Genomic DNA, 24,318 nt, shown 5'->3' with positions numbered 1-24,318 from the left:
ATCAGATGTCGAGGAAGCGGACGTCCTTGGCGTTGCGCTGGATGAAGCTGCGTCGGGACTCGACGTCCTCGCCCATCAGCACGCTGAAGATCTCGTCGGCCGCGGCGGCGTCCTCGATGGTGATCTGCTGCAGGGTGCGCGTGGTGTGATCCATCGTCGTCTCCCACAGCTCCTTCGGGTTCATCTCACCGAGACCCTTGTAGCGCTGGATGCCGGCGTCCTTCGGGATCCGCTTGCCGTTGTCGATGCCGTGCTTGAGCAGGGCGTCGCGCTCGGCGTCGCTGAACACGTACTCGTGAGCGGAGTTCGACCACTTCAGGCGGTACAGCGGCGGCATCGCGAGGTACACGAAGCCGGCCTCGATGAGACCGCGCATGTAGCGGAAGAGAAGCGTCAGCAGCAGCGTGGTGATGTGCTGGCCATCGACGTCGGCATCGGCCATCAGCACGATCTTGTGATAGCGCGCCTTCTCGATGTCGAACTCTTCGCCGATGCCCGTGCCGAAGGCCTGGATCATCGCCTGGACTTCCTTGTTGCCCAGCGCCTTGTCCAGACGCGCACGCTCGACGTTGAGGATCTTGCCGCGGAGGGCCAGGATCGCCTGCGTGTGCGGATCGCGACCCTGCACCGCCGAACCGCCGGCCGAGTCACCCTCCACCAGGAAGATCTCGCTGATCGACGGGTCCTTGCTGGTGCAGTCCTTGAGCTTGTCTGGCATGGCGGCCGACTCGAAGACGCTCTTGCGGCGGGCGGTCTCGCGCGCCTTGCGGGCGGCGAGGCGAGCGGTCGCGGCGTCGATCGCCTTGCGGATGACGTTCTTCGCCTGGTTCGGGTTGCGCTCGAACCAGTCTCCGAGCTGATCGCCGACGACCTTCTGCACGAACGCCTTCGCCTCGGTGTTGCCGAGCTTGGTCTTGGTCTGGCCCTCGAACTGGGGCTCGCCGAGCTTGATCGAGATGACAGCCGTCAGACCCTCGCGCACGTCGTCGCCGGAGAGGTTGTCGTCCTTCTCCTTGAGGAGGTTGTTCGCGCGGGCGTACTTGTTGACCAGGGTGGTCAGAGCCGCACGGAAGCCCTCTTCGTGGGTTCCACCTTCATGGGTGTTGATCGTGTTGGCGTAGGTGAACACGTTCTCGGTGTACGAGGTGGTCCACTGCATCGCGACCTCGAGCGAGATCTTGCGCTCGGTGTCTTCCGATTCGAACGCGATGATCTCGTCGTTGACGACTTCGGCGTGACGCACCTTGTTGAGGTACTCGACGTAGTCGACGAGACCGCGCTCGTAGAAGAAGACATCACCGGGCTGCTTGGTGACGGTCGCCCCGTCTTCCTCGACCTCGTACGCCGAGGACTCGCGCTCATCGCGCAGCTCGATGCGAAGGCCCTTGTTGAGGAACGCCATCTGCTGGAAGCGCGTGCGGAGGGTGTCGTACTCGAACTCGATCGTCTCGGTGAAGATCGAGGCGTCGGGCCAGAACGTGATGCTCGTTCCGGTTTCCTCGGTCGCCTCGCCCTTCTCGAGCTTCTGCTGCGGGATGCCGCCGTCGGCGAAGCTGTGCCGCCAGACGAAGCCCTTCTGCTTGACCTCGACGTCGAAGCGCGTCGACAGCGCGTTCACGACGGACGATCCGACACCGTGCAGACCACCGGAGACCGCGTAGGCGCCGCCGCCGAACTTTCCGCCGGCGTGCAGGATGGTGAGCACGACCTCGACCGTCGACTTGTTGGGGTCGGACGAGTGCGGATCGACCGGGATGCCACGACCGTTGTCGACGACGCGCACGCCGCCGTCGGCGAGCATGGTCACGAAGATCGTGTCGGCGTATCCGGCCAGTGCCTCATCGACCGAGTTGTCGACGATCTCGTAGACCAGGTGGTGGAGACCTCGAGGACCCGTGGACCCGATGTACATGCCGGGGCGCTTGCGCACGGCCTCGAGGCCTTCGAGGATCTGGATCGAATCCGCACCGTACTCACCAGGCTGCTTCGCCTTGGGTGCGATGGTGCCCTCGGTTGCGGGGGTTCCCCCGGTGTTCGATTCCGTCTCGTCAGCAGGGGATTCAGGCGTCATCAGAGGGCATTCTCCACATCGATATCACGAACTCCCATTCTAGCGGAGTTTCGTCGGGAAATGCCGCTCAACGGCCGTGTGTGGGCCTCTGAGCGTTTCGGACCCCTTGCGTGGTGCCCTACCCGTAGGTATCGCGCGGGCCCCGTCCTGGAACGGCTCTGGGACCCCATTTCCACGAGGGGACGTCCGGTCCGATGAAGCGGAGATTCTCGACGCCCGCATCCGGATACCGTCGGCCGATCTCGGTGAGAATCGTCGCCCGCATGAACTGCAGGTTCTTCGCCCACGCCGTCGAGTCGCACTTCACCGTGAGCAGACCGCGCTCCAGCGAGACCGGCTCGGAGTGCTTGGCAGTGTCGGCACCGGCGAGATCGGCCCACTGGCGCACGAGATCTTCCCGAGCAAGGGTGATCTGCCAGCCGGAATCCCGACTCAGCTTGTCGAGCACCGCACCGAGCGCGCCGGGATCACGCCCCGGAGTGAACGGGGCGTTGTCGTCGTCGGTGGCGATGCGGCGCTTGCGCTTCCAGCTCTTGGAGCTCGGCTGCAGTCCACGAAGTCGCAGATACGTGCCCACCGTCTCCGGCACCTCGGCTGCCGGAGAGGAAGGGACCGGAGTCGATGCCGGGGGAGTCGATGCCGCGTCATTCATCGGATGCCTCCCGCTCATCGCTGATGGTCCCGGCGCTGATCCGCACCACGTGGGCATGCAGCACCTCGGGGATATCCTCCTCCACCGCTGCCGTGACCACCACCTGCTCGTACCCCGCCGTCAGGGCCGCCAGTCGCTGTCGACGGTCGGCATCGAGCTCGGCGAAGACGTCATCGAGGATGAGCACCGGGTCACCGGCAGGCGACTCGCTGCGCAGCAGCTCGGCCGACGCGAGTCGGAGGGCGAGCGCCACCGACCACGACTCCCCGTGCGAGGCGTACCCCTTCACCGGGAGGTCGCGAACCCGCAGAACCAGGTCGTCACGGTGCGGACCGGTGAGGGTCAGCCCGCGATCGAGTTCCTTCGATCGCTTCGCCGCGAGCGATGCCCGAAACAGCTCGGCGATGCGGATCGGATCGCTGAGCCTGTCGACGGACGTACCGGTCGCGGCGACTTCCGCCCCCTCTTCTCCCTCTTCGGGATCTCCGCCGCCGACCGAGAGCGCCCATTCCAGTTGCGGACGATGATCGGCACCGGCGATCGCCTCGTAGGCGTCGGCGACCGGCTGCTGCAGATCGGTTGCCAGACGCTGACGGGCAGTGATGATCTCCGACCCGAGGGAGACCAGCTTGTCGTCCCACACATCGAGGGTGCTCAGGCCTTCACCGCGAATGCCGCGGGCGCGTGCCGACTTCAACAGAGCATTGCGCTGCTTGAGCACGCGGTCGTAGTCGCCGAGCACGGCGGCGAGTCGGGGAGTCCGCTGGATGAGGAGCTGATCGGTGAAGCGACGCCGTGCCGACGGATCCCCCCGCACGATCTGCAGGTCTTCCGGGGCGAACAGCACCACGTGTGCGTATCGGGGGAGTTCGTTCGGCTTCGACGGTGATCCGTTGATGCGGGCCTTGTTCGATCCCTGCCTGTTCACCTGGATCTCGGCGAGCACGCGACGCTCTCCGTGCGACAGTCGGGCACGGATCACCGCGAACTCCTGCCCATCGCGGACCATCGGCGCATCCGACGACACCCGGTGCGACCCGAGCGTGGCGAGGAAGACGACGGCCTCGGCCAGATTCGTCTTGCCCTGACCGTTGCGCCCGACGAGGACGTTCGGCCCACGGTGAAGGGTGAGTTCAGCGGTCGCGTAATTGCGGAAGTCGACCAGGCTCAGGTGTTCCACAATCACGCAGTCAGCCTACCTTCGGGGCCTGACATCCCCCTCCGGCGGATTCGGGCCGGCGACCACTCGATCTCGTCGAGCAGTCGCCGGCCGGGATCACGGAAGCGGTCCGTAGAGCGACGGCGAGGTGCGGGCACCCGTCGTCTGCTCGAACGCATAGGCCAGACCCAGCAAGGTGCCCTCGTCGAAGTCCCGTCCGAGGAATTCCAGGTTCACCCCGCTGCCGGGCAGAGTCTCGCCGGACGCCGTCTGCCCCATCGGAACGGTCACGGACGGCATCCCGGTGTTGGGACTCAACCTCATGTTGGTGCCTTGGGTGCCGTACGCGTTCGTGCTCGGATAGATGATCGCGTCGAGGTCGAGATCCTCCATCATCTGCGTCACGAGGGTCTTGCCCGCCGCGATCTGCACCGTGTGCGAACCTGTCTCGCCCGCCCACGCCTCGTACGTCGCTTCAGTCACGGCGTTGCGTGTCTCGTAGATCGATCGTCGTGAGGTCACGAAACTGTTCGTCGCGAGGATGTCCGACAGCGTCCGTGCTTCGACGGCCGGCCCGAGGTGGGTGGCGATGTACTCGTCGAGATCGTGCAGGAACTCGTTCGTCGATCCGGAGCCCTCGTTCAATACCGCGGCCAGGCCCGCCGGAGGTGTCACGGGCACGACGGTCGCGCCCTGCGCGGTCAAGGCAGCGGTCGCCTCGGTGAACAGTCGAACCGTCCCGGTGTTGTTCCCCACCATCGACGTCACGTAGCCGATACGTGCGCCCTGGAGCGCATCCGTGTCGAGGAACGAGGTGTACGACTCGGGAACCCGACCCTGTTGCCGTGCAGTGACGGGATCCGCACCATCGACTCCGACCACCGCGTCGAGCGCGACGGCCGCGTCGATGACAGATCGTGCCATCGGTCCCCCGGTGTCCTGCGAAAGGGCCAGCGGGATGATGCCGTCTCGGCTCGCCAGGCCCACGGTGGGACGAACACCGACGAGCTGGTTGTACGACGAGGGAACCCGGATCGAGCCACCGGTATCGGTGCCGAAGCCGATCGCGGCGAGGTTCGCCGCGATCGCGGCACCCGTGCCTCCGCTCGAACCGCCGGCGGTCTTCGTGGTGTCGTAGGGGCTCGCGACCAGGGATGTCGAGCCCGGGTCCTGGAACGACGAGAACTCGGAGACGAACCCGTAGGCGAACTCGTCGAGACTCGCCTTCGCAAGGATCACGGCACCGTCAACGCGCAGGCCCGTGACCATCGATGCATCGGTGGCCGTCTGATTCGCATTCCAACACGCGCATCCGCCCGTGGTCACCATGTCGACCGTGTCGTAGTTGTCCTTCAGCGCTATCGGCACGCCCAGCAGCATGCTGGTCATCCCCTCGGACGCACGGATCGCATCAGCCTCCTGCGCATCCGCCCGCGCCTGGGGGTTCACCGTGATGATCGAGTTCAGGGGGCGACTTCCTCCCGGTACGACCGCACGATCGTAGGCCGCGATTCGATCGAGGTACTCCTGGGTGATGCTCTGCGAGCTCGCGATCCCCGCGTTCATGGCCGCCTGCATGTCGATCACCGAGGCTTCGACGAGCTCGAACGGTCCGTCGTCGTAGATGATGCGCCGCGAGAGATCCGCAAGATCGAGAATCGTGACCTCTCCGTCCGCATCAGTATCGACGGTCGACGCGCGCGGCCAATCCGGAGAGGCCGCCGTCAGACCGAGCCACTCGCCCGCGAGCGAGAGATCCGCGACGGTGACCATCGCATCCCCTGTCACATCGAGCTCGCTGTAGTACGGCGGCAGACTCACGGATGCGGAAGTCGGCGCCGCGACTGCCGTACCTCCTGCCAGACCCCCGCCGACGATCGCCGCTCCGGTGACCGAGACGGCGACGATGGTCCGAAGCGTGGTCTTCTTCACGATGTTCTCTCTCCTGTTCTTCGGGATCTGTGTGCTGGCGGGAGCCGTGGTCATCGGATCCTCCGTCGGAGAGCGATGACGACGCCCGCGGCGATGGCGGCGACAGCGCCGGCACCGAGGATCAGCCACGGGGCAGCATCAGTACCCGTGCCCGCGAGTGAGCCGTCCGCTGTGGTGCCCGACCCTGTCCCGGATCGCGGCCCCGAACCGGGACCCGTCCCCTCGGAGCCGTCGACTCCCGAACCCGGCTCCGCTGTATCGACAGCCGAGATCTCCACGGTCGTCGATGCACCCGTCCCATCCGGATCGATGGTGGCGGTCTGCGCGTCCGAGCCCACGATGCGACCAGAAGAGATGGCGATCGCCGCGTCGCCTTCGTCGAGAGCCGTGAATCTGAGCGTCACAAGAGTCTGCGTACCCGTCAGCCCGGGCGAGGTGCCGAGCCGCGTCGCGGTCACGGCGATCTCGGTTCCGCTATCGCCAGTCGATGCGAAGCCACCCGCCGGCAGCAGTTCGCTGTCGGCCACGAAGGCGAGCAGCTCGGGGTCGTAGGCGATGTCGAGCTCGTACGCGTAGGCATCCACCAAGCCGGTGAAGACCGCGGAGACGGTGACGGTGTCGCCGACCTTCACCGCAGACGGCGTGCCCGATAGCGAAACCGTGTCATAGGCGACCTGGCCCGTGGCAGCGGAAGCCGGCGATGCGGCACCGAACGCCAGGAAGGCCATCGCGGCGATCACGATACCGGTGCTGTGCGGGCGCAGCCGCCGGAGGGGAGGAGGTTTCTGGGGCATGCGAACCGTCTTTCGTCTGGAGAGACGAGCGCGGCGGCACGGCTATGCGAGCAGCCGTGCTCTGGGGCACGGCTGACTCTCGCAGTCGGGTGTTTCGCGTTCTGAGCGTCGCTGTTTCCGGCACGTAACGGCCGGAAACTGAAGGCTCAGCGCAGGAGGAGGTTCGGCTGGAGCAGGTACTTGAACGAATCGAGCCCCGCCTGATCGACCGAGGTCTGGCTCGTGATGAGCACGGGGCTCAGCTTGTTGGCGTTGTCGCTCGACGTGAACGTGACGCGCACGAACTCGCTCTTGACCGCGCCGAGAGCCTCGATCAGGTACTGCGGGTTCAGGCCCAGCGTGACCTCGTCGCCACCGGAGAGGATCGCGTCGACCGACTCGGATGCGCGTGCATGGTCTCCGCCGGAGGCGTCCATCGTGACGCTGTCGTTCGAGAACGTGAAACGCAGGGGAGCGGCACGATCGAGCACGAGTGAGACTCGGCGAACGGCCTCGACAAGGTCTGCGGTGTTCACGACCGCGTAGTGGTCCGTCTGCTCGGGGAACAGTCGGCGTACAGGCGGGAAGTTGCCCTTGATCAGGAGAGATGTGACCGTCTTGTTGCCCGCGGTGAAGGCGATGATCTCACGGTCTCCCGCTCCGGAGAATGCCACCTGGATCGTGCCGGCGTGCCCGAAGGTCTTGCCGACCTCGAGCAGGGTGCGGGCGGGGACCAGTGCCGTCGCCTCGACTGCCTCGCCATCCCACGGCACATCGCGGAGCGAGACGCGGTAGCGGTCTGTGGCGACGAGGCTCAGGCTGTGGCCGGAGACTTCGAGCTGCACGCCGGTGAGGACGGGGGTCACGTCGTCGCGGGATGCCGCGAATCCGACCTGGGCGATGGCAGTGCCGAAGTCGTCTGCGGGAACCACGCCGGACGAGCCTGTCACCTCGGGGATCGACGGGTATTCCTCGACGGGCATGGCTGCGAGTGTGAATCGTGCCGAGCCGCAGGTGACGGCGATGCCGCCGTCTTCCTCGACGGCGATCTCGATCGGCGCATTGGGAAGTCTGCTGGCGATGTCGGAGAGCAGCCGACCGTGCACGAGGATCGTGCCGGGTGTCTCGACCGTCGCTTCGATGGTCGTCCGGGCGGAAGCCTCGTAGTCGAACGCCGAGAGCGTCAGACCGGAACCGTCGGCTTCGATCAGGACTCCGGCCAGGATCGGCTGAGGATTGCGCTGCGGCAGAAGCTTGACGACGAACGACACAGCCTCGCTGAAGACATCGCGGTTGACCTGAAACCTCACGGGTGCTCCCTTGTCGTCGAACTGTGACGCGTTGTCGTCGGCCCTGCCGGTGCAGGGCTTCCCATGCTAGCCCCACAGTCCCGCGTATCCCTACGCCGAGGTTCCTGTCATTCGGTCGACCGGTTCTCCCCACCGTCTGGTGATCGGATCGCGCCTTGAATGACTTAACTCCTTAACGGTGTTAACAGCTGTGGATACTGTGGATAACTCGGTGGATAGCAAGAAAGAGTAGGGAACTACACAGTTGTCAGTTGTGGAAACCCTGAGGAATCCGCGGGTTCCGGGCTTCCGGGTCAGTGCAGGCCCTCCCCGAGTTATCCACAGGTTTGCGGGTTCAGCCCACATTCGTCCCGATGGAATCCACGATCATCCACAAGTTATCCACATGTGCATAGAGGCATCTATCCGATGATCAGAATCCCTGTCGGGGTGACAAAAATGGGGAGGACGGCACCCGATCAGGTGCTGTCCTCCCCATTTCTCGGAGACGCGGCGTGTCAGCGTCGGCCGAGCTGCGTGGTGATCTCGGTGACCTGGTTGTAGATGGAGCGACGCTCTTTCATGAGCTCGCTGATCTTCTTGTACGCGTACATGACGGTGGTGTGGTCGCGGTTGCCGAAGAGCTGTCCGATCTTCGGCAGTGAGAGGCTGGTCCGCTCGCGGCACAGGTACATGGCGATCTGTCGGGCGGTGGCGATCTGCTGCGAACGGCTGGAACCGTAGAGATCGTCGACGGTGAGCTTGAAGTACTGCGCGGTGGCCGTGATGATGTCGGTCGGCGAGATGATGTTGTCCTCTGCCGTGTCGATGATGTCGCGGAGCACGGTCTGCGCGAGGGAGATGTCGAGAGCCGAGCGGTTCAGGCTCGCGAATGCGGACACCCGGATGAGAGCACCCTCCAGCTCGCGGATGTTCGACGAGACGACGGTCGCGATGTACTCGAGAACCTCGTCGGGAATGTGGAGCGCCTCGCTCTGCGCCTTCTTGCGGAGGATCGCGATACGCGTCTCGAGGTCCGGCGCCTGCACGTCGGTGATCAGACCCCACTCGAAGCGGCTGCGCATCCGGTCCTCGAACCCGGTGAGGTGCTTCGGGGCGACATCACTGGTGATCACGACCTGCTTGTTGTGGTCGTGCAGGGTGTTGAAGGTGTGGAAGAAGGCTTCCTGCGTTTCGGCGCGTCCTTGAAGGAACTGGATGTCGTCGATCAGGAGGATGTCCACGTCGCGGTAGCGCGCCTGGAACGCGGCGCCGCGGTTGTTCGCGATCGAGTTGATGAAGTCGTTCGTGAACTCCTCGCTCGAGACGTAGCGGACCTTGACCCCCGCATAGAGGGACTGCGCGTAGTCGCCTATGGCGTGAAGGAGGTGAGTCTTGCCGAGACCGGAGTCTCCGTAGATGAAGAGGGGGTTGTATGCCTTGGCCGGAGCTTCGGCGACGGCCACTGCTGCGGCGTGGGCGAAGCGGTTGGACTGGCCGATCACGAAGTTGTCGAAGGTGTACTTCGGGTTCAGTCGCGACTCGTGGCGCAACTGCGTCGGCTGCTCCATGGGGGATTCGACACGGACCTGCTCGTGGCGCCCGAAGTCTCCGACCGCGATCGGCGCCGTCTGCTGCTCTGCCAGCTCGTGGTTCACGACGACGCGGTAAGACGTGACCTCTTCGCCGATGTGGGAGAGAGCCTCCATGATCGGGAGTCGAAGACGCTTGTTGATCTGGGCCGCGGTGAGGTCGTTCGGCACCTCGAGGTACAGCGTCGCCGACATCACGCCGGCGGGAACGGCGAGACTGAGGAAACCCTGCAGCTGCGGGGTGACACGGTCGTCATCGACCAGTAGCTCCTGCACCGTGGTCCAGATGGGAACATCGGGCTGGGCTGGTGATGACATGACGCTCCGGACGAGGCTCGATGAGAGGCCGCGAAAGAAGGCTGCCCCTGTGGATAACTAAGGATGCCAACGGTAGTCATCACGGCCCCGAACGGCAACCTGCCGCAGAGAATCAGGGTGTGAGAGGGGATCGCCGCAGGTGCGAAGGCTGTGGATAGCTCCTGTGTGTACCGCCCCGTGAAAACCGTCAGTCGGCGTCGTACTCGCAGCTGACGGTTCCGGAATCGGAGGTCTCCTCGACGACGAGCTCGTCGTTCCAGTAAATCTTGCAGCCGACCATCTGGTTCTCACTGTCGCTCGGCGCGGTGATCGTGATCCATGTCGATGACTTCGTCGTGGTGTACTGAGCGCTGCCGACCGCCGGCCAGGGAAGCGTCGGGGATCGGGAATCGTCGCGCCGCGATCGACGGCCGAAGGCGATCGCGACGATGGCGCCAGCCGCTGCGACGACGAAGACGGGAATGATCCAGGGGTTCTGGAGCGTGTAGTACTACTGTCCGCTCCACCCGAGGTGGAGCGCGCTCCCGTCGGCGGGTTCGGATAGAGTTGCGCACGCGTGGATTTGCTCTGTGCGCCGTCAAGACGTACCCTTACTTGGTTGACTTATGCCATTTTTGGCAGTACCCCATGTCTCCGGTCGAAGTGAACCCGGTGGCAGCATTCCCGGAGTGATTCCATGAGCAAGCGCACCTTCCAGCCCAACAACCGTCGTCGCGCCAAGAAGCACGGCTTCCGCGCCCGCATGCGTACGCGTGCCGGCCGTGGCATCCTCGCCGCCCGCCGCGCGAAGGGCCGCACCGAGCTCTCTGCGTAGTCCGCTGTGCTCGCCCGCCCGTATCGGCTGACCCGCGGCAGCGACTATCGTCTGGTCGTCCGTCGCGGATCCCGTTGTGGCGGGGCGCGCATCATCACCTCGATGCTGACGACGGGCGAGAGCAGAACCGCAAGGTTCGGATTCATCATCAGCAAGCAGGTAGGCACCGCAGTGGTGCGCAACACCGTGCGTCGTCGGCTCAAAGCCGTGTGCGCGGAGGCGCTCCCGCGTGTTCCCGAGGGCACGGATGTCGTCATCCGTGCCCTTCCTGCGTCTGCCACCGCCTCCTTCGCGGAGCTTCGAGCCGATGTCGACCGCTGCCTGAGCAGATTGACGCCGGCTCCCGACGCGGTGTCGGCATGACTGCTCTTCCTGCGTCGTCGGTCGGATCGGCGCATCTGCATGCTCGGGACCTCGCGCGCAGCATCCCGGTGATCCCACGCAATCTCGTGCTGGGATTCCTCACCGCCTACCGCAAGGTCATCTCCCCGATGTACGGAGATGTCTGTGCGTACTATCCCAGCTGTTCGGCCTACGCTGTAGGTGCGGTGCAGCAGCACGGTGCAGTGAAGGGAGCGGCGCTCTCGGCATGGCGCATCCTCCGCTGCAACCCCTGGACCACCGGCGGCGTCGATGACGTCCGTCCGCATGACCACTTCCGTTACGACCTGACTGCACACGGTTTCGTCGTCCCTTCCCGAAAGGACTGATCGGTGGGTCTTGACCTTCTGCTCGCCAGTGCGACTCCCAGCCCCGAACCCGCGGCAGGCGGGTTCGATCTGATCGGCACCATCCTGTGGCCGCTCAAGTGGGTCGTCGAGTTGATCCTCGTCGCCTGGCACTGGCTGTTCACCGCCGTCGGGCTTCCCGCGGCATCCGGCATCACCTGGGTGCTGTCGATCGTCGGACTCGTCGTCGTCGTCCGCGCTGCCCTGATCCCACTCTTCGTGAAGCAGATCAAGAGTCAGCGAAAGATGATGGAAATTGCTCCTGAACTGCGAAAAGTTCAGGAGAAGTATCGGGGCAAGAAGGATCAGCTCTCTCGCGAGGCGATGAGCCGCGAGACCATGGCGCTGTACAAGAAGCACGGCACGACGCCGATGTCGAGCTGCCTGCCTCTGCTGGTGCAGATGCCGATCTTCTTCTCGCTGTACAGCGTGCTGAGCGATGTGAGCAAGCACGCGAAGGCGGGTGGCGGTGGTGTCGGACTCCTGAGCCCCGAGCTGACGAAGGAGTTCTACGACGCCAAGCTGTTCGGCGTCGCCTCTCTGCACGAGAACCTGGGCAACGCGATCGACGCGAAGAACACCACGGCGATCGTCATCCTGGTCACCCTCGTCGTGCTCATGATCGCTTCGCAGTTCTTCACGCAGCTGCAGATCATCTCGAAGAACCTGTCGCCCGAGGCCAAGACCGGCCAGGCGTACCAGATGCAGAAGATCATGCTCTACGTTCTGCCGCTGGGCTTCATCTTCTCGGGTGTCTTCTTCCCGCTCGGCGTTGTCGTGTACTGGTTCATCTCGAACCTCTGGACCATGGGCCAGCAGTTCCTCGTCATCCGCGAGATGCCGACCCCCGGTTCGGAAGCCGCCAAGGCTCGTGAAGAGCGTCTGGCACGCAAGGGCAAGGCGATCGACTCCTCGGGCAAGGTCGTCCCGATGGCTGCCTATGAGGCGGAGCAGCAGCGTCTGCTGGAAGAAGTCGAGAAGGCGAAGGCGGAGGCACCGAAGCGCCAGCAGCCGGTGGGCAAGAAGCGCGCGAAGAAGAAGGGGAGCGGCTCATGAGCGAGACCATGACCGAGAACACCGAGCCGACCGTGGCTCAGCTCGAGAACGAGGGCGATGTCGCCGCCGACTACCTCGAGGAGCTCCTCGACATCGCGGACATCGATGGCGACCTGAACCTCGATGTTCGTCAGGGTCGCGCCTACGTCTCGGTTGAAGCAGAGGGCGATGCGTTGGCGCTGCTCTCTGCGCCCGACACGGTGCAGGCTCTGCAGGAGCTGACGCGTCTGGCGGTACAGAGCAAGACCGGCTCCTTCTCTCGTCTGATCCTCGATATCGCTGGCTCGCGCGACACTCGTCGCCGTCAGCTGGAGACGCTGGTCGACGCCGCAGCTGCCAAGTTGGATGAGGGCTCCTCTCAGGCATCACTGCCGTCGATGTCGAGCTACGAGCGCAAGCTCGTGCATGACATCGCTGCCGAGCGCGGACTCGTCTCCGAGTCGTACGGCGAGGGTGCCGACCGTCACACGGTTCTCCGCCGTCGTTGATGTTCCACGTGAAACATCCTGTGGTCGGAGACTCTCTTGAGTGAGCTCGAGCAGGAGCCGGCCGTCGCGGTGTCGCTGTTCGGTGAGCGGATCGACGTGGCGCGCGCTTTCACTGCTGCGCTGGCGAGGGAAGGGGAGGAGCGCGGGCTCATCGGTCCGCTCGAGCTTCCCCGGCTCTGGACGCGACACATTCTCAACAGTGTGATCGCCGCGCCGCTCTTTCACGGTTCGGTTGCCGATATCGGTTCGGGCGCCGGTCTTCCCGGCTTGGTGCTCGCCATTGCCCGTCCTGATGTGCAGTGGACCTTGATCGAGCCTATGGAGCGACGGATCACCTGGCTCAATGAGCAGGTCGCGGATCTCGAGCTCAACAACGTTGTCGTCATGCGCGCGCGGGCGGAGGATGTTCGCCCTGCAGAAGGCTTCGACATCGTGACGGCTCGGGCGGTGAGTGCGCTGCGCACGTTGATCCCCTTGACGGCACCGTTGGTACGCGATGGTGGTGAGCTCATCCTCCTCAAGGGTATGAATGCCCCGAACGAGATCGATGCCGCGCAGAAACAGATCAAGAAGTTCCGCCTCTCGGATGTGAAGATCGAAGTGCTCGGGGAAGGCGTTCTTCCGGAGACGACTCGGGTGGTCCGCGCGCGCGTCCGGTAGTTCCCGATGCCGTGTCGAAAGGGGGTGTTTCACGTGAAACACCCCCTTTCGGTGTCCGTGGGTAGGGAGCCGGGTACGAACACGAGCGAGGGAGCGTCGTGTGGATGTCAGTAACGACAGCGATGAGCGAGCGGCACCGCGCTCCGTGCTGTCGTGCAGGTGGTTCTCTTGATTGTGCCCCGTCAGGTGCCTGTGGGGTGTGGGGTGTGGGGTGTGGCGGTTGTGGTGCGGGCTGTACCGGGTGTTCCTCGTGAAGATTGCACACCTGCGTATGGCTGATGCCTTCGGCCCCTGAGTACGAACGGGGTCAGGTGGAGGGTGAGCGAGCATGCGTTTCACGTGAAACATGCGTCGCGAAAGGCTCCGATGGCCGCGTACGCGCTGATTCCACCGAGGAGGAGTGCGCCAAAGGGAACAGCGCGCCGTTTCGTGAGACTCACTACACCCTCACACGAGACAGCGTCACGGCTTCTGACGCGCACGGCAAGGCCGCCTTCAACATCAGAGAGCTTCAACTCGTCAGAGATTGAACGAGGAGAAGGGCGGTGTTCTCGTCGGCATCCTCCACCCGAAAGACCACGACTACGGGCGCGGCGCGGCCGACCCACGCCCTCCACATGAGAGGACAGGTGCCTGGTCGGGCGTCACCGGCCTGCTCACCAACTCGGGCTCGACGTCCGTGTCTTCGTCCGCCGTCGATGACGCTCGGTGTTTCACGTGAAACACGGCAACAGGAGAGGGCGCCGGCATCTGGGCCTTCAATCGGTCGCACATCATCCGCAGCTGCACTGCCACTTCCCCGCTACGTGGCCTCGTCCTGTATCCCCGGGGTCACGCCCCTCGGAAGTGCGCCGATGAGGATGCTGTTCGGGAGCTGTTGTGTCCTAGGCCGCCTGTCGCTCGACCTGAAGTCGCCGAGGGACCCGCGCTGCGCCGTCCACTGTCTGCCCGGTGCCCGGGGGCGAGAACCAGGCATCCGCGCTCCACGTGACGAGTATCCATGTTTCACGTGAAACGAACGGAGGAATAGTCACCATTCTCCCGATGGAAGGACTTCGTCTCGAGGCGGGCTTGCAGCGATCACGTGGCGGGAGATGTCATTTGTTGCTGTGATCCGTTGCATCTGGCGTGGCGACCTCGCCTCGAAACGCACGCCGAGCGGGAGCGAGCGGGGGAGGGGCGTACACAGCAACGCAAGGGACGTCGTCGTCGCGGTGCATCCTGCGCGTTCGGAGCGTCACCGACCTCGCAGGCCGAAGGCGACCGGTTCGGCTCTCAGAGTGCATGTACGAGGTAGCGACGTCCTTCAGGTGACCATGGTGTCGTAGTTTCACGTGAAACAAGGAGATCTTCTGTTCGACCTTTCCGACACCGATTCCGCTCGCGGGGGAGGAATCACCGCCCCCATTCACCGCGTCGGGGACTGTCGGGCGTGACTGTCGTTCTGGAACGTCGCCGCTTGCGATTAGAGTGGAACGCGGCCCCGAAAGGAGTGGATGTTTCACGTGAAACAATCCGAGAAGACGTCATCGAACGAATCGTTCGGGATGGATACGCCGCTCGCGCGGGAACTCGCAGACCTCTCCGCTCGCCGGCGCGCACTCGAGTCCACCGCCGTGGAGTTCACCGGAGATACCCGCGTGTTGACGGTGTCGAACCAGAAGGGTGGAGTCGGTAAGACCACTACCGCAGTGAACATCGCCTCGGCACTCGCAGGTATGGGGGCGAAAGTATTGGTCATCGACCTCGATCCCCAGGGCAATGCGTCCACCGCACTAGGGGTTCCTCACAGCGCCGAGGTTCCCAGCGTGTACGACGTACTGATCGACGAGCTCCCTCTCGCCGACATCGTCCAGGAGAGCCCGGAGGACCCCCACCTCTTCTGTGCCCCGAGCACGATCCACCTCGCAGGCGCGGAGATCGAGCTCGTTGCGCAGGTCGCACGAGAGCATCGGCTGCGTCGCGCGCTCGAGGTGTATCTCGTCGACAATCCGATGGACTTCGTCATCATCGACTGCCCACCGTCGCTCGGGCTCCTCACCATCAACGCCTTCACCGCAGCGAACGAGGTGTTCATCCCCATCCAGTGCGAGTATTACGCCCTGGAGGGACTGAGCCAACTGCTCGGGAGTATTCAGATGATCCAAAAGCACCTGAATCCGGTCCTTCATCTCTCCACGATCTTGCTCACGATGTTCGACGGCCGTACGCGTTTGGCGCAGCAGGTCGCCGAGGAGGTGCGTGCGCACTTCCCGGAGCAGGTTCTGGAGACGGTCATCCCGCGTTCCGTCCGCGTATCGGAGGCCCCCAGCTTCGGCCAGACCGTGATCGCGTACGACGGTCAATCTGCCGGCGCGATCGCCTATCGCGAGGCCGCCGTTGAAATCGCGTCGCGCACAGCGACGCAGAGCAAGGAGAAATGATGGCGAAGCGCACTGGGCTGGGTCGGGGTATCGGCGCCCTCATCCCCACAGCTGATCAGTCGGAGCGTCCCGTCGACGTGTTCTTCCCCGGGGCGAGCCTGCGGCAGCCAAACACTGAGGTTGCGAAGGACGTGGAGGTCGATGAGCCCGAGCTCGAGATCGTCCCTGGAATCCACCTGATCCAGGTCGACCCGAACACGATCGTCGCGAATCCGCGTCAGCCCCGAACGCACTTCAATCCCGAAGATCTCGCGGAGCTGGTCCACAGCGTTCGAGAGTTCGGTGTGCTGCAGCCTGTCGTCGTTCGCAAGAATGCCGAGGGGCAGTACGAGCTCATCATGGGGGAGCGCCGTACGCGCGCCGCTCGCGAGGCGGGTCTCGATGTCATCCCCGCGATCGTCCGCGACACCGCAGACGAGGACCTGCTCCGTGACGCCCTGCTCGAGAACCTTCACCGGTCGGAGCTGAACCCACTGGAAGAGGCCTCCGCCTACCAGCAGCTTCTCGAAGACTTCGGGATCACCCAGGAAGAGCTGGCCACCCGCATCGGACGTTCCCGTCCGCAGATCAGCAACACGATCCGTCTACTGAAACTCCCGGTGCCGGTGCAGCAGCGGGTGGCGGCGGGCGTGCTGACCGCCGGGCACGCGCGAGCGATTCTCAGCCTCGAGAATCCCGAGTCCATGCAGCGCCTTGCGGACAAGGTCGTGAATGAAGACCTCTCGGTGCGCGCGACAGAGGAGGCGGCCAAGTCGCAGCCCAGTGCCGGCAAGTCGGTCAAGCCGACCCCCGGCGCGCGACGTGCGTACCTCGACGAGGTAGCCGGCAAGCTCGGAGACCGATTGAACACCCGGGTGAAGATCGCTCTCGGTGCAAGAAAAGGCCAGGTCACGATCGACTTCGCTTCGATCCAGGATCTCAATCGTATTCTGGAGGAACTGGGAGAGGGCGGCTACGGCTCGTCGAAGTGATCCCCCGGCGAGAGCAGCGCTAGCCTAGACTCGCGTCATCGTGACGACGAGGGGGATGTCATGTCGAGAACAGCCGGTCCAACAGCCATCAAGCGCCGTGTGATCGCCGTCAGTATCGCGGCCGCGTTGGGTGGTTTCCTCTTCGGATTCGATACGGCCGTGATCAACGGCGCCGTCGATGCGTTGGCGGGCGATGTCTCCGGGTTCGATCTCGGAACGGCCCTGAAGGGCTTCGCCGTGTCGTCGGCGCTCATCGGCTGTGCCGTCGGTGCCTGGTTCGCGGGTCCCGTCTCCAACAAGTACGGACGCATCCCGGTCATGGTCGTCGCCGCCGCGATGTTCTTCATCTCGGCGATCGGGTCCGGCCTCGCCTTCAGTGTCGTCGATCTCATCATCTGGCGAGTCATCGGAGGCCTCGGCGTCGGTGCGGCATCTGTGATCGCACCCGCATACATCGCCGAGGTATCGCCGGCCGCCATCCGTGGACGCCTCGGCTCTCTGCAGCAGCTCGCCATCGTCACGGGTATCTTCGCGGCGCTGCTCTCCGACGCATTGCTCGCCGGTATCGCCGGCGCCGCGGATCAGCCGCTGTGGGGCCTCACCGCATGGCGGTGGATGTTCATGGTCGCCGCGATCCCTGCTTTGGTGTACGGGCTGATGTCGCTCCGGCTGCCGGAATCTCCGCGATATCTGGTGCGCAAGGGTGAGCTGAAGCGTGCTGCTGAGGTTCTCGAGACGGTGACCGGCACCGTCGACGTCCAGGGAAAGATCGACGAGATCACCGGCACGATCAACACCGAGCGCTCGGAGTCGCTGCGTGATCTTCGCGGCAACCGCCTGGGCCTGAAACCGATCGTCTGGATCGGCATCCTGCTGTCGGTGTTCCAGCAGTTCGTCGGCATCAACGTGATCTTCTACTACTCGACCACGCTCTGGCAGTCGGTGGGCTTCGATGAGTCCAGCGCTCTGCTCACCTCCGTCATCACGTCGGTCACGAATATCGTCGTGACGATCGTAGCGATCCTGTTGGTCGACAAGATCGGTCGCCGGATCATGCTGCTGGTGGGCTCGGTCGGTATGACCGTGACGCTCGGGCTCATGGCCGTGGCCTTCTCGTTCGGCACACTCGACGCGCAGGGGACGGCGACGCTTCCCGATCCGTGGGCCACCATCGCCCTGATCTGCGCGAACGGTTTCGTCGTGTTCTTCGGCGCGAGCTGGGGTCCGCTGGTGTGGGTCCTGCTGGGCGAGATCTTCCCGAACTCGATCAGAGCGGGTGCTCTCGCCGTGGCGGCGGCCGCTCAGTGGGTGGCGAACTTCTTCATCTCCACGACCTTCCCGGCCTTCGCCGAGATCGGCCTCACCTTCGCCTACGGCTTCTACGCGTTCTTCGCACTCCTGTCGTTCTTCTTCGTGTTCTTCAAGGTGCCTGAGACCAAGGGCAAAGAGCTCGAGGACATGACCGAGAACATGAAGGTGGAGCGCCGGAGAGGTCCGCAGCCGACGTAGGCTTGAGGTATGACCGAGTCCGTACAGCGTCGCGCCAGCCTGGAAGTGCTGCGTGCCGAAGCGGCAGACGAACTCGCGGTCCTCATCCAGGAGCGCCTTCTCGGGGGAGAGGACCCCTGGGAGTTCATGGAAGAGCTCCCCAGCGTCGATGAGCTCGTCGTCTACCTGCTGCGCGCGGACAATATCAATGCGAATGACGGCGTGCGCCCGAACGCGGCCCGACACTATCGTGTCCTCCGGCAGATCGCTTTGGAGTACCCGGAGCTGACGTCGGCCGTCTGGGGTCTGTTGGGCGAGAAGCAACGCCATCGCCGCTGGGATCCGACCGTCGCCGACGCGTCTTGAGGTGCGTCTGGTTCTCGTTCCCCTACGAACGCGCGAAGCCTCCGTCCGTCTCCGTGTACGACAAGGCCTGACGCGAGAGGCATCGCGCCCGCAAGGCAAGGGCGGAGACGAAGAAAGGGCCGTACCTCCCCGGGAGGTACGGCCCTTTCGTGTGTCAGAGGATCAGCCGATGAAGGCGGCGAGGTCCTTCTCGAGCGCGAACTTGGGCTTGGCGCCGATGATGGTCGTCTTGACCTCACCACCGTGGAAGACCTTCATCGCCGGAATCGACGTGATCTGGTACTTCATCGCCAGCTCGGGGTTCTCGTCGACGTTGAGCTTGAGGATGGTGATCTTGTCGGGGTTGTCGGCCTGGATCTCGTCCAGAACCGGCGCGACCATGCGACACGGACCGCACCACTCAGCCCAGAAGTCCACCAGCACGGGACCGTCGGCCTGCAGAACGTCCTGCTCCCAGGTCGCCTGGCTCGTAGCCTTTGCACTCATCAGAGTTCTCCTTGATTCGAGGTTCGTCTGCTACAACAGCCGACGAGGGGAAAGTGTTCCCGGGCTATGCCGAGGCGGTGAGGATCTCGGCGGCTTCAGCGGCCGGGACCTCGACAGAGGCGTCTTCGAGGTCTGCCAGGAAGTGCTCCGCGTCGAGAGCGGCGACCGTCCCGGTACCGGCAGCCGTGATGGCCTGACGGTACGTGGGGTCGATGACGTCGCCCGCAGCGAAGACACCGGGAACCGAGGTCTTCGACGAACGGCCGTCGACCCAGATGGTTCCCTCCGACGTCAGCTCGAGCTTGTCGTGCACGAGGTGCGTGCGCGGGTCGTTGCCGATCGCGATGAAGAGTCCGTCGAGCGGGAGGTCGCTGAGGGTGCCGTCGACGGTCGAGCGCAGTTGCACGCCCGTCACGGAGTCGCCACCGAGCACTTCGGCGACCTCGCTGTTCCACACGAACTCGATCTTCTCGTTCGCGAAGGCGCGCTCCTGCATGATCTTCGAGGCCCGCAGGGTGTCCTTGCGGTGGATGACGTAGACCTTGTCGGCGAAACGCGTGAGGAACGTGGCCTCTTCCATCGCGGAATCGCCACCGCCGACGACAGCGATCGTCTTCTCGCGGAAGAAGAAGCCGTCGCATGTGGCGCACCAGGAGACGCCATAGCCCGAGAGACGCTCTTCGCCCTCGATGTCGAGCTTGCGGTACGCCGAGCCCGTCGCGTAGATGAGGGACTGCGTCTCGTGCTCCGCGCCGCTGCCGAGGATGACCTTCTTGACGGGGCCGTCGAGCTGCAGCTCGGTGACGTCGTCGTAGACGACCTCGGTGCCGAACTTCTCGGCCTGCTCCTGGAACTTGGCCATGAGCTCCGGTCCCTGGATGCCTTCGGGGAAGCCCGGGTAGTTCTCGACCTCGGTGGTGTTCATCAGCTCGCCGCCGACCTCGACGGAGCTCGCGATGAGCAGCGGCTTGAGGTTCGCCCTGGCTGCGTAGATGGCAGCCGTGAATCCGGCGGGGCCGGAGCCGATGATGATGACCTGACGCATGTGCTCTCCGTCTTAGAAACTGCAGTCGAATGACCTTCGAATGCTTCAACCCATGGTAACCGCGAGGCATTCCCCGCACAGTGTGCGCCGTCGGGCTGGGAGAAGCCCCAGGCTCCGATCAGCGACCCGGGAGGAACCGGCGGATGAGCGTGCGGCCGGCATCGAGCTCGGGGGCGCGCATGACGGCGAGGATGGCGACGTAGACGATCACCACGGCGAGGCCGACGATCGCGGTCGCGAGGGTGGCGGCGATCACACCGGAGGTGGCCCATCCGGTGGTGCCACCGAGAAGCTGGAACACTCCCCAGCCCGCGAATCCGGCCGGCACTCCGGCGATCGCGAAACGGAGGATCGCGAGCATCCAGGATGCGACGCCCAGCCCGCCGATCTTGCGGTGGAGCAACCAGGTGGCGACGATCGTCTGGAGCGTGCTGGCGATCGACTGCCCGAGGGCGACCGCCGCGGCGAGCTGGGTCAGGGCGATGACGTCTGCCGAGAGGAGCGCTGCGGCTGTGAGCGCGGTAACGACGATGAGCACGCACTGGAAGATCGTGAACCAGAACGGCGTGCGGGTGTCGTCGTAGGCGTAGAAGGTGCGCTGAACGATGAAGAGGATGGTCAGCGGAATCAGGCTGAGCAGGTAACAGAGCAGCACCAACGCCGCGCCCTGAGCGTCCGGGGAGCTCTCGGTGAACACACGGGAGGCCGGGATCGCCGCCGCCGCGACAGCGGCGACAGCGGCAACGATGAAGAAGAGGAGAGTTCGGATGCTGCGGGAGATATCCGCGCGCACCTCGTCGTGACGACCGGCCGCAGCATGCTCGCTGATCTGCGTGAAGTACGGCGTACCGATGGAGAGAACGATGACCGAGTACGGCAGCATGAAGATCAGCCATGCGTTACCGGTGACGGCGAGGGAGGCTCCGGTCCCAGAGGCGGCGCTCACGATCCGACCCTGCAGGATGCCAGCCGCCAGCGACGCGAACGCCATCAAGAAGGTCCAACCCGCCAGCTTGCCGACCCCTCCCAGTCCGACGCCGCGCCAGCGGAAGTCAGGCCGTAGCGAGAGTCCGGTGCGCCGCCAGAACAACAGAAGAACGAGAGCTTGGATGGCGATGCCCAGTGTCGCCGTACCGCCGAGCGTCGCGATCATGTCGGGCGTCCAGTCCGCCGATACCCGGGAGACCGGCGAGAACACCCAGCCCAGCAGGAGGAAGCCGATGATGGAGACGATGTTGTTGACGACGGGCGCCCATGTGAACGGGCCGAAGATGCGACGGGCGTTGAGTGCTTCGCCGAGGAGGGCATAGAGGCCGTAGAACAGGATCTGTGGGAGGCACCAGTAGGCCAATGCAGTCGCGAGGGCTTGGGTGGTGGGAGAGAGGCCGCTGGCCACGAGCTGGATCAACCACGGGGCTGCGATCGTCGCAACGGCCGTGACGGCGACGAGCACGACGGTGCCGAGCGTGAAGAGCTTCGAGATGAAGGCGTTTCCACCGTCGGCATCCGCAGCCGCCTTGACGATCTGGGGCACGATGACCGCGGTGAGGATTCCCACGGAGATGAGCGAGAACACGCTGTTCGGCAGAGTATTGGCGGCGGCGAAGGCATCAGCAGGACCCGACTTGTACGAGCCGATCACTCCGACGAGCACGATGCTGCGGAGCAGCCCGGTCAGGCGCGAGACGAGGGTGCCGGCGCCGATGATGGCGCTCGCGCGGCCGAGGCTACTCATTCTTGTCTTCGGTCGCGGTGGCATCCGGTCGTGATTCCACGGCGTCCTCTTCGAGTGATTCGATCTGGGCTTCGAGCGCAGCCTCTTCGGCCGCCTCGTGACGCTTGCGTCGGACGGTCCTGATCACGCCGAGGGCGATGAGGACGACCGCGAGGCCGCCGAAGACGACCAGTCCGATGGTCTCCCATTCCGCACGGACGGCGACGCGGATCTCCTGCTGGTCCTGGATCTGCACGCCGGTGGGGCTGTAGAGGCTGAGCCGCAGATCGACTTCGCCGCTGCCGACGCGCGCCGAAACCGGCACCTTGACCCGTTTCGTCGAGTTCGCCTCGACGACCGTCTCGGTCATCGGTGTGACCTCGAGACGCGGATCGGTCGGCGAGACGAACAGCTGCACTGTCACCGGCCACGGGAGGTCGTTGCGCACGGCGATCGGGAGGTCGGCGTTGGCAGTGAGCAGCTGGATGGTGCTGGAAGGGGGGATGCTCACGGCCGACAGGGTCTCCGTCGTGCGCTTCCGGTGCTTCTCGACGCCGTCGGCGAAGGCCTGATCCGACGATCCGACGGCCAGAGTGCGGAGGATCCTGATGCGCTCGGGGCTCAGCAGCACCTGCGGGTCGGTGAGGATGGAGGAGAAGGACGTGAGCGTGGCCTCGTCGGCGAGGAGGTCGCCCACGGCCGCGGCGCGGGCAGGGTCCGCTTCGGCGGTGACGGTGGCTTCGACCGGTGGCGTCGCGCGGAGAGCGGAAAGCTCGAATCCGATCGAATCGGCGGCCGAGATCGCGTCGCGCAACGCGTCGGCGTCGCGGTTCTCGTCGCGATCGAGTCCGACGAGCAGCGGAGCACCCGCGACGCGATCCTCTGCGAGCATCAGCAGAGCGGCCGCCTCGGCCAGGAGGCGCTGACGATCGACCGGGTCGGCCTCGGAGGCGACGTCGGACAGGGACTCGGACAAGCCGGCGTCCGTGATCAGGAGGTCGTGCCCGCCGGCCGTGGCGTGCGCTGCGCTCTGTCCGCCGACGGCAGCAGAGGAGACGACGGTGGTCGTGCCCTCGCCGAGGTAGCTCGCGAAGGAGGCGAGGTCATCTACTCTGAGGTCGTCTTCCGGCCACAGGATCTGAGGGAGAGCGCCTTCGACGGACATGAGCTCTTGGTCGTCTGGCAGCTGCGGCACGCTGGTGGGACTGGGGGTGGGGCCCGGCGTCGCACTCGGTCCGTCCGTCGGCGAGGTGGTGGCAGGGGCCTGCGGGAAGTTCGCGGTATCGAGGAACGGCGCCAGAGTCGTCGGCTGGAGGAGTGCCGGCAGACCGGCCTGGGCTTGGGCCGTGGCATCCGCATCGCCGAACTGCAATGCGAACCGCGTGTTGGGCAGAGCCTCGAGACGAGCGAGCCACTCCTGCGCGGACTCGGGTGCTGCGGAGCCGAGCACGCGGATGGATGTGAGGATCGAGGGGTCGATCGCGAGCACCGCCGTGGTCCCGGCCACGCCGTCGAGCTGAGCGGTGAGGGAGCCATCGGGGCCGGTGAGCGTGGCGAGCTCGTCGGAGCTGAGCAGCGCGCCACCTTCCGCCGTCGCGGTGAGGGGGACAAGGACGCCGACCTGAGTCGTCTGGGAGTCGGCAACGACCAGCACACTCGTGGCTGTCGCCGCCACCGCCGTCGCCCGATCATCCGCGGTGCTGCCCGTCTTCGCACCGGTGAGCTCCGCCCGCAGCGGGTAGACACCGGGGGTGAGGTCGGCGAGGGTTTCGGCGGGTACGAAGACCGTGGTCGTGGCCGAAGCGCCAGGGTCCAGCGCCGTCGTGGTGTCGGAGCCGATCGTGGCGAAGTCTCCTGGAGCCTCACTGTCATCGAGCCAGCTGGTGACCGAGGCCTCATCCGTCAGGGGCGTCTTGCTGAGCCCGACCTGCACCTGACCGCTGGAGAGCTTCGACTCCGTGTCGTTCTGCACCGTGAGCATCGCCGTGGTGGACGAGCCCGGGGCGACGAGGCCGCGCAGACCGGCGGAGACATGGAACCCCACGTTCTGCTGGTCGTCTGATGCAGATCCGCCGGCGGCGATGGCGGTGCTCGGGATGATGACGCCGCAGACGCCCAAAGCGATCGCGAGAGCAGCGGTCCTGCCTGCGAGCCTTCGCAGGCGCGCACGGAGGCCGTGCTCGGGGGTGATCGCGGTCATGAAGGTCTTCCTCGAACGCCCGGAAAGAGGCTGATCGTGAGTACTGACCTAGTGATTCTAGGAGGCCCAGGGAAGGAGAACCCTGAAGACGCG

At 65.0% G+C, this 24,318-nt stretch carries 20 protein-coding genes and 1 pseudogene; 10 read left to right on the top strand and 11 right to left on the bottom strand.

Annotated features, from left to right (window positions below; translation table 11 throughout):
* Nucleotide 1 precedes the first annotated feature (1 nt).
* The 7 genes from gyrB to dnaA all read right to left on the bottom strand — a co-directional run bounded on the left by gyrB (nt 2) and on the right by dnaA (nt 9,663).
* A complete protein-coding gene (gene gyrB / locus ACIQLD_RS11980) occupies nt 2–2,071 on the bottom strand; it encodes a DNA topoisomerase (ATP-hydrolyzing) subunit B (RefSeq protein ID WP_021201381.1) in 2,070 nt (689 codons plus the stop codon).
* A gap of 118 nt (nt 2,072–2,189) precedes the next feature.
* A complete protein-coding gene (locus ACIQLD_RS11975; protein ID WP_402608210.1) occupies nt 2,190–2,723 on the bottom strand; it encodes a DUF721 domain-containing protein in 534 nt (177 codons plus the stop codon).
* Complete coding sequence (recF, locus tag ACIQLD_RS11970; RefSeq protein WP_402608209.1) at nt 2,716–3,909, bottom strand: DNA replication/repair protein RecF; 1,194 nt, start codon at nt 3,907–3,909, stop codon at nt 2,716–2,718. Before recF ends, ACIQLD_RS11975 begins: the two co-directional genes overlap by 8 nt.
* Nucleotides 3,910–3,999: 90 nt before the next feature.
* The gene (locus ACIQLD_RS11965) at nt 4,000–5,868 is read right to left on the bottom strand and encodes an amidase family protein (protein ID WP_402608208.1); all 1,869 of its coding nucleotides are present in this window, start codon (nt 5,866–5,868) and stop codon (nt 4,000–4,002) included.
* The gene (locus ACIQLD_RS11960) at nt 5,865–6,608 is read right to left on the bottom strand and encodes a cohesin domain-containing protein (protein WP_402608207.1); all 744 of its coding nucleotides are present in this window, start codon (nt 6,606–6,608) and stop codon (nt 5,865–5,867) included. Before ACIQLD_RS11960 ends, ACIQLD_RS11965 begins: the two co-directional genes overlap by 4 nt.
* Before the next feature lie 146 nt (nt 6,609–6,754).
* On the bottom strand, nt 6,755–7,897 hold the full coding sequence (dnaN, locus tag ACIQLD_RS11955; RefSeq protein WP_402608206.1) for a DNA polymerase III subunit beta: 1,143 nt from the start codon (nt 7,895–7,897) through the stop codon (nt 6,755–6,757).
* A 497-nt stretch (nt 7,898–8,394) separates the two neighbouring features.
* Nucleotides 8,395–9,663, bottom strand: coding sequence for a chromosomal replication initiator protein DnaA (dnaA, locus tag ACIQLD_RS11950; RefSeq protein WP_372446043.1), 1,269 nt, complete (start codon nt 9,661–9,663; stop codon nt 8,395–8,397).
* Between the two features lie 799 nt (nt 9,664–10,462).
* Between dnaA and rpmH the strand changes: the two genes are divergently transcribed.
* From rpmH to ACIQLD_RS11900, 10 genes and pseudogenes are all read left to right on the top strand, one after another.
* Nucleotides 10,463–10,600, top strand: a complete 138-nt coding sequence (gene rpmH, locus ACIQLD_RS11945) for a 50S ribosomal protein L34 (protein ID WP_013584598.1) — start codon at nt 10,463–10,465, stop codon at nt 10,598–10,600.
* Between the two features lie 6 nt (nt 10,601–10,606).
* Complete coding sequence (gene rnpA / locus ACIQLD_RS11940) at nt 10,607–10,963, top strand: ribonuclease P protein component (protein WP_402608205.1); 357 nt, start codon at nt 10,607–10,609, stop codon at nt 10,961–10,963.
* A complete protein-coding gene (yidD, locus tag ACIQLD_RS11935; RefSeq protein WP_402608204.1) occupies nt 10,960–11,310 on the top strand; it encodes a membrane protein insertion efficiency factor YidD in 351 nt (116 codons plus the stop codon). Before rnpA ends, yidD begins: the two co-directional genes overlap by 4 nt.
* A gap of 3 nt (nt 11,311–11,313) precedes the next feature.
* Nucleotides 11,314–12,384 (top strand): membrane protein insertase YidC, encoded by a 1,071-nt coding sequence (gene yidC / locus ACIQLD_RS11930; RefSeq protein ID WP_402608203.1) that lies wholly within the window; start codon nt 11,314–11,316, stop codon nt 12,382–12,384.
* A complete protein-coding gene (locus tag ACIQLD_RS11925; RefSeq protein ID WP_402608202.1) occupies nt 12,381–12,872 on the top strand; it encodes a protein jag in 492 nt (163 codons plus the stop codon). The genes yidC and ACIQLD_RS11925 overlap by 4 nt, the downstream gene beginning before the upstream one ends.
* Nucleotides 12,838–13,532: pseudogene (rsmG, locus tag ACIQLD_RS11920) on the top strand (16S rRNA (guanine(527)-N(7))-methyltransferase RsmG). Before ACIQLD_RS11925 ends, rsmG begins: the two are co-directional and overlap by 35 nt.
* A gap of 1,547 nt (nt 13,533–15,079) precedes the next feature.
* Nucleotides 15,080–15,955 carry a ParA family protein gene (locus ACIQLD_RS11915; protein WP_402608201.1) on the top strand — a complete coding sequence of 292 codons (876 nt, stop codon included), beginning with the start codon at nt 15,080–15,082 and terminating at the stop codon, nt 15,953–15,955.
* Nucleotides 15,955–16,926, top strand: a complete 972-nt coding sequence (locus ACIQLD_RS11910; RefSeq protein WP_402608200.1) for a ParB/RepB/Spo0J family partition protein — start codon at nt 15,955–15,957, stop codon at nt 16,924–16,926. The genes ACIQLD_RS11915 and ACIQLD_RS11910 overlap by 1 nt, the downstream gene beginning before the upstream one ends.
* Nucleotides 16,927–16,986: 60 nt before the next feature.
* Nucleotides 16,987–18,435, top strand: a complete 1,449-nt coding sequence (locus ACIQLD_RS11905) for a sugar porter family MFS transporter (RefSeq protein WP_402608199.1) — start codon at nt 16,987–16,989, stop codon at nt 18,433–18,435.
* Nucleotides 18,436–18,444: 9 nt separating this feature from the next.
* Nucleotides 18,445–18,780: a tryptophan synthase subunit alpha gene (locus tag ACIQLD_RS11900; protein ID WP_402608198.1), complete on the top strand. Its 336-nt coding sequence runs from the start codon at nt 18,445–18,447 to the stop codon at nt 18,778–18,780.
* Between the two features lie 162 nt (nt 18,781–18,942).
* Here the strand turns inward: ACIQLD_RS11900 and trxA are convergent, their stop codons facing one another.
* The 4 genes from trxA to ACIQLD_RS11880 form a co-directional block, all read right to left on the bottom strand.
* Nucleotides 18,943–19,266 carry a thioredoxin gene (gene trxA, locus ACIQLD_RS11895; protein ID WP_021201395.1) on the bottom strand — a complete coding sequence of 108 codons (324 nt, stop codon included), beginning with the start codon at nt 19,264–19,266 and terminating at the stop codon, nt 18,943–18,945.
* A 64-nt stretch (nt 19,267–19,330) separates the two neighbouring features.
* Nucleotides 19,331–20,311 carry a thioredoxin-disulfide reductase gene (gene trxB, locus ACIQLD_RS11890; protein ID WP_402608197.1) on the bottom strand — a complete coding sequence of 327 codons (981 nt, stop codon included), beginning with the start codon at nt 20,309–20,311 and terminating at the stop codon, nt 19,331–19,333.
* 118 nt (nt 20,312–20,429) lie between these two features.
* Nucleotides 20,430–22,046, bottom strand: a complete 1,617-nt coding sequence (gene murJ, locus ACIQLD_RS11885; protein WP_402608196.1) for a murein biosynthesis integral membrane protein MurJ — start codon at nt 22,044–22,046, stop codon at nt 20,430–20,432.
* Nucleotides 22,039–24,225, bottom strand: a complete 2,187-nt coding sequence (locus ACIQLD_RS11880; protein ID WP_402608195.1) for a DUF6049 family protein — start codon at nt 24,223–24,225, stop codon at nt 22,039–22,041. The genes murJ and ACIQLD_RS11880 overlap by 8 nt, the downstream gene beginning before the upstream one ends.
* Between the last annotated feature and the right edge of the window lie 93 nt (nt 24,226–24,318).

This window comes from Microbacterium sp. NPDC091662 (assembly GCF_044756705.1).
GTDB lineage: Bacteria > Actinomycetota > Actinomycetes > Actinomycetales > Microbacteriaceae > Microbacterium.
This window is presented reverse-complemented; position numbering and strand designations above follow the sequence as displayed.

What these genes read in the sequence shown, in the direction of transcription:
- gyrB (WP_021201381.1), bottom strand. Translation starts at nt 2,071, where the DNA reads ATGACGCCTGAATCCCCTGCTGACGAGACGGAATCGAACACCGGGGGA.
- ACIQLD_RS11975 (WP_402608210.1), bottom strand. Translation starts at nt 2,723, where the DNA reads ATGAATGACGCGGCATCGACTCCCCCGGCATCGACTCCGGTCCCTTCC.
- ACIQLD_RS11965 (WP_402608208.1), bottom strand. Translation starts at nt 5,868, where the DNA reads ATGACCACGGCTCCCGCCAGCACACAGATCCCGAAGAACAGGAGAGAG.
- ACIQLD_RS11960 (WP_402608207.1), bottom strand. Translation starts at nt 6,608, where the DNA reads ATGCCCCAGAAACCTCCTCCCCTCCGGCGGCTGCGCCCGCACAGCACC.
- dnaA (WP_372446043.1), bottom strand. Translation starts at nt 9,663, where the DNA reads ATGTCGGCGACGCTGTACCTCGAGGTGCCGAACGACCTCACCGCGGCC.
- rpmH (WP_013584598.1), top strand. Translation starts at nt 10,463, where the DNA reads ATGAGCAAGCGCACCTTCCAGCCCAACAACCGTCGTCGCGCCAAGAAG.
- yidD (WP_402608204.1), top strand. Translation starts at nt 10,960, where the DNA reads ATGACTGCTCTTCCTGCGTCGTCGGTCGGATCGGCGCATCTGCATGCT.
- ACIQLD_RS11925 (WP_402608202.1), top strand. Translation starts at nt 12,381, where the DNA reads ATGAGCGAGACCATGACCGAGAACACCGAGCCGACCGTGGCTCAGCTC.
- ACIQLD_RS11915 (WP_402608201.1), top strand. Translation starts at nt 15,080, where the DNA reads ATGGATACGCCGCTCGCGCGGGAACTCGCAGACCTCTCCGCTCGCCGG.
- ACIQLD_RS11910 (WP_402608200.1), top strand. Translation starts at nt 15,955, where the DNA reads ATGGCGAAGCGCACTGGGCTGGGTCGGGGTATCGGCGCCCTCATCCCC.
- ACIQLD_RS11905 (WP_402608199.1), top strand. Translation starts at nt 16,987, where the DNA reads ATGTCGAGAACAGCCGGTCCAACAGCCATCAAGCGCCGTGTGATCGCC.
- ACIQLD_RS11900 (WP_402608198.1), top strand. Translation starts at nt 18,445, where the DNA reads ATGACCGAGTCCGTACAGCGTCGCGCCAGCCTGGAAGTGCTGCGTGCC.
- trxA (WP_021201395.1), bottom strand. Translation starts at nt 19,266, where the DNA reads ATGAGTGCAAAGGCTACGAGCCAGGCGACCTGGGAGCAGGACGTTCTG.
- trxB (WP_402608197.1), bottom strand. Translation starts at nt 20,311, where the DNA reads ATGCGTCAGGTCATCATCATCGGCTCCGGCCCCGCCGGATTCACGGCT.
- murJ (WP_402608196.1), bottom strand. Translation starts at nt 22,046, where the DNA reads ATGAGTAGCCTCGGCCGCGCGAGCGCCATCATCGGCGCCGGCACCCTC.
- ACIQLD_RS11880 (WP_402608195.1), bottom strand. Translation starts at nt 24,225, where the DNA reads ATGACCGCGATCACCCCCGAGCACGGCCTCCGTGCGCGCCTGCGAAGG.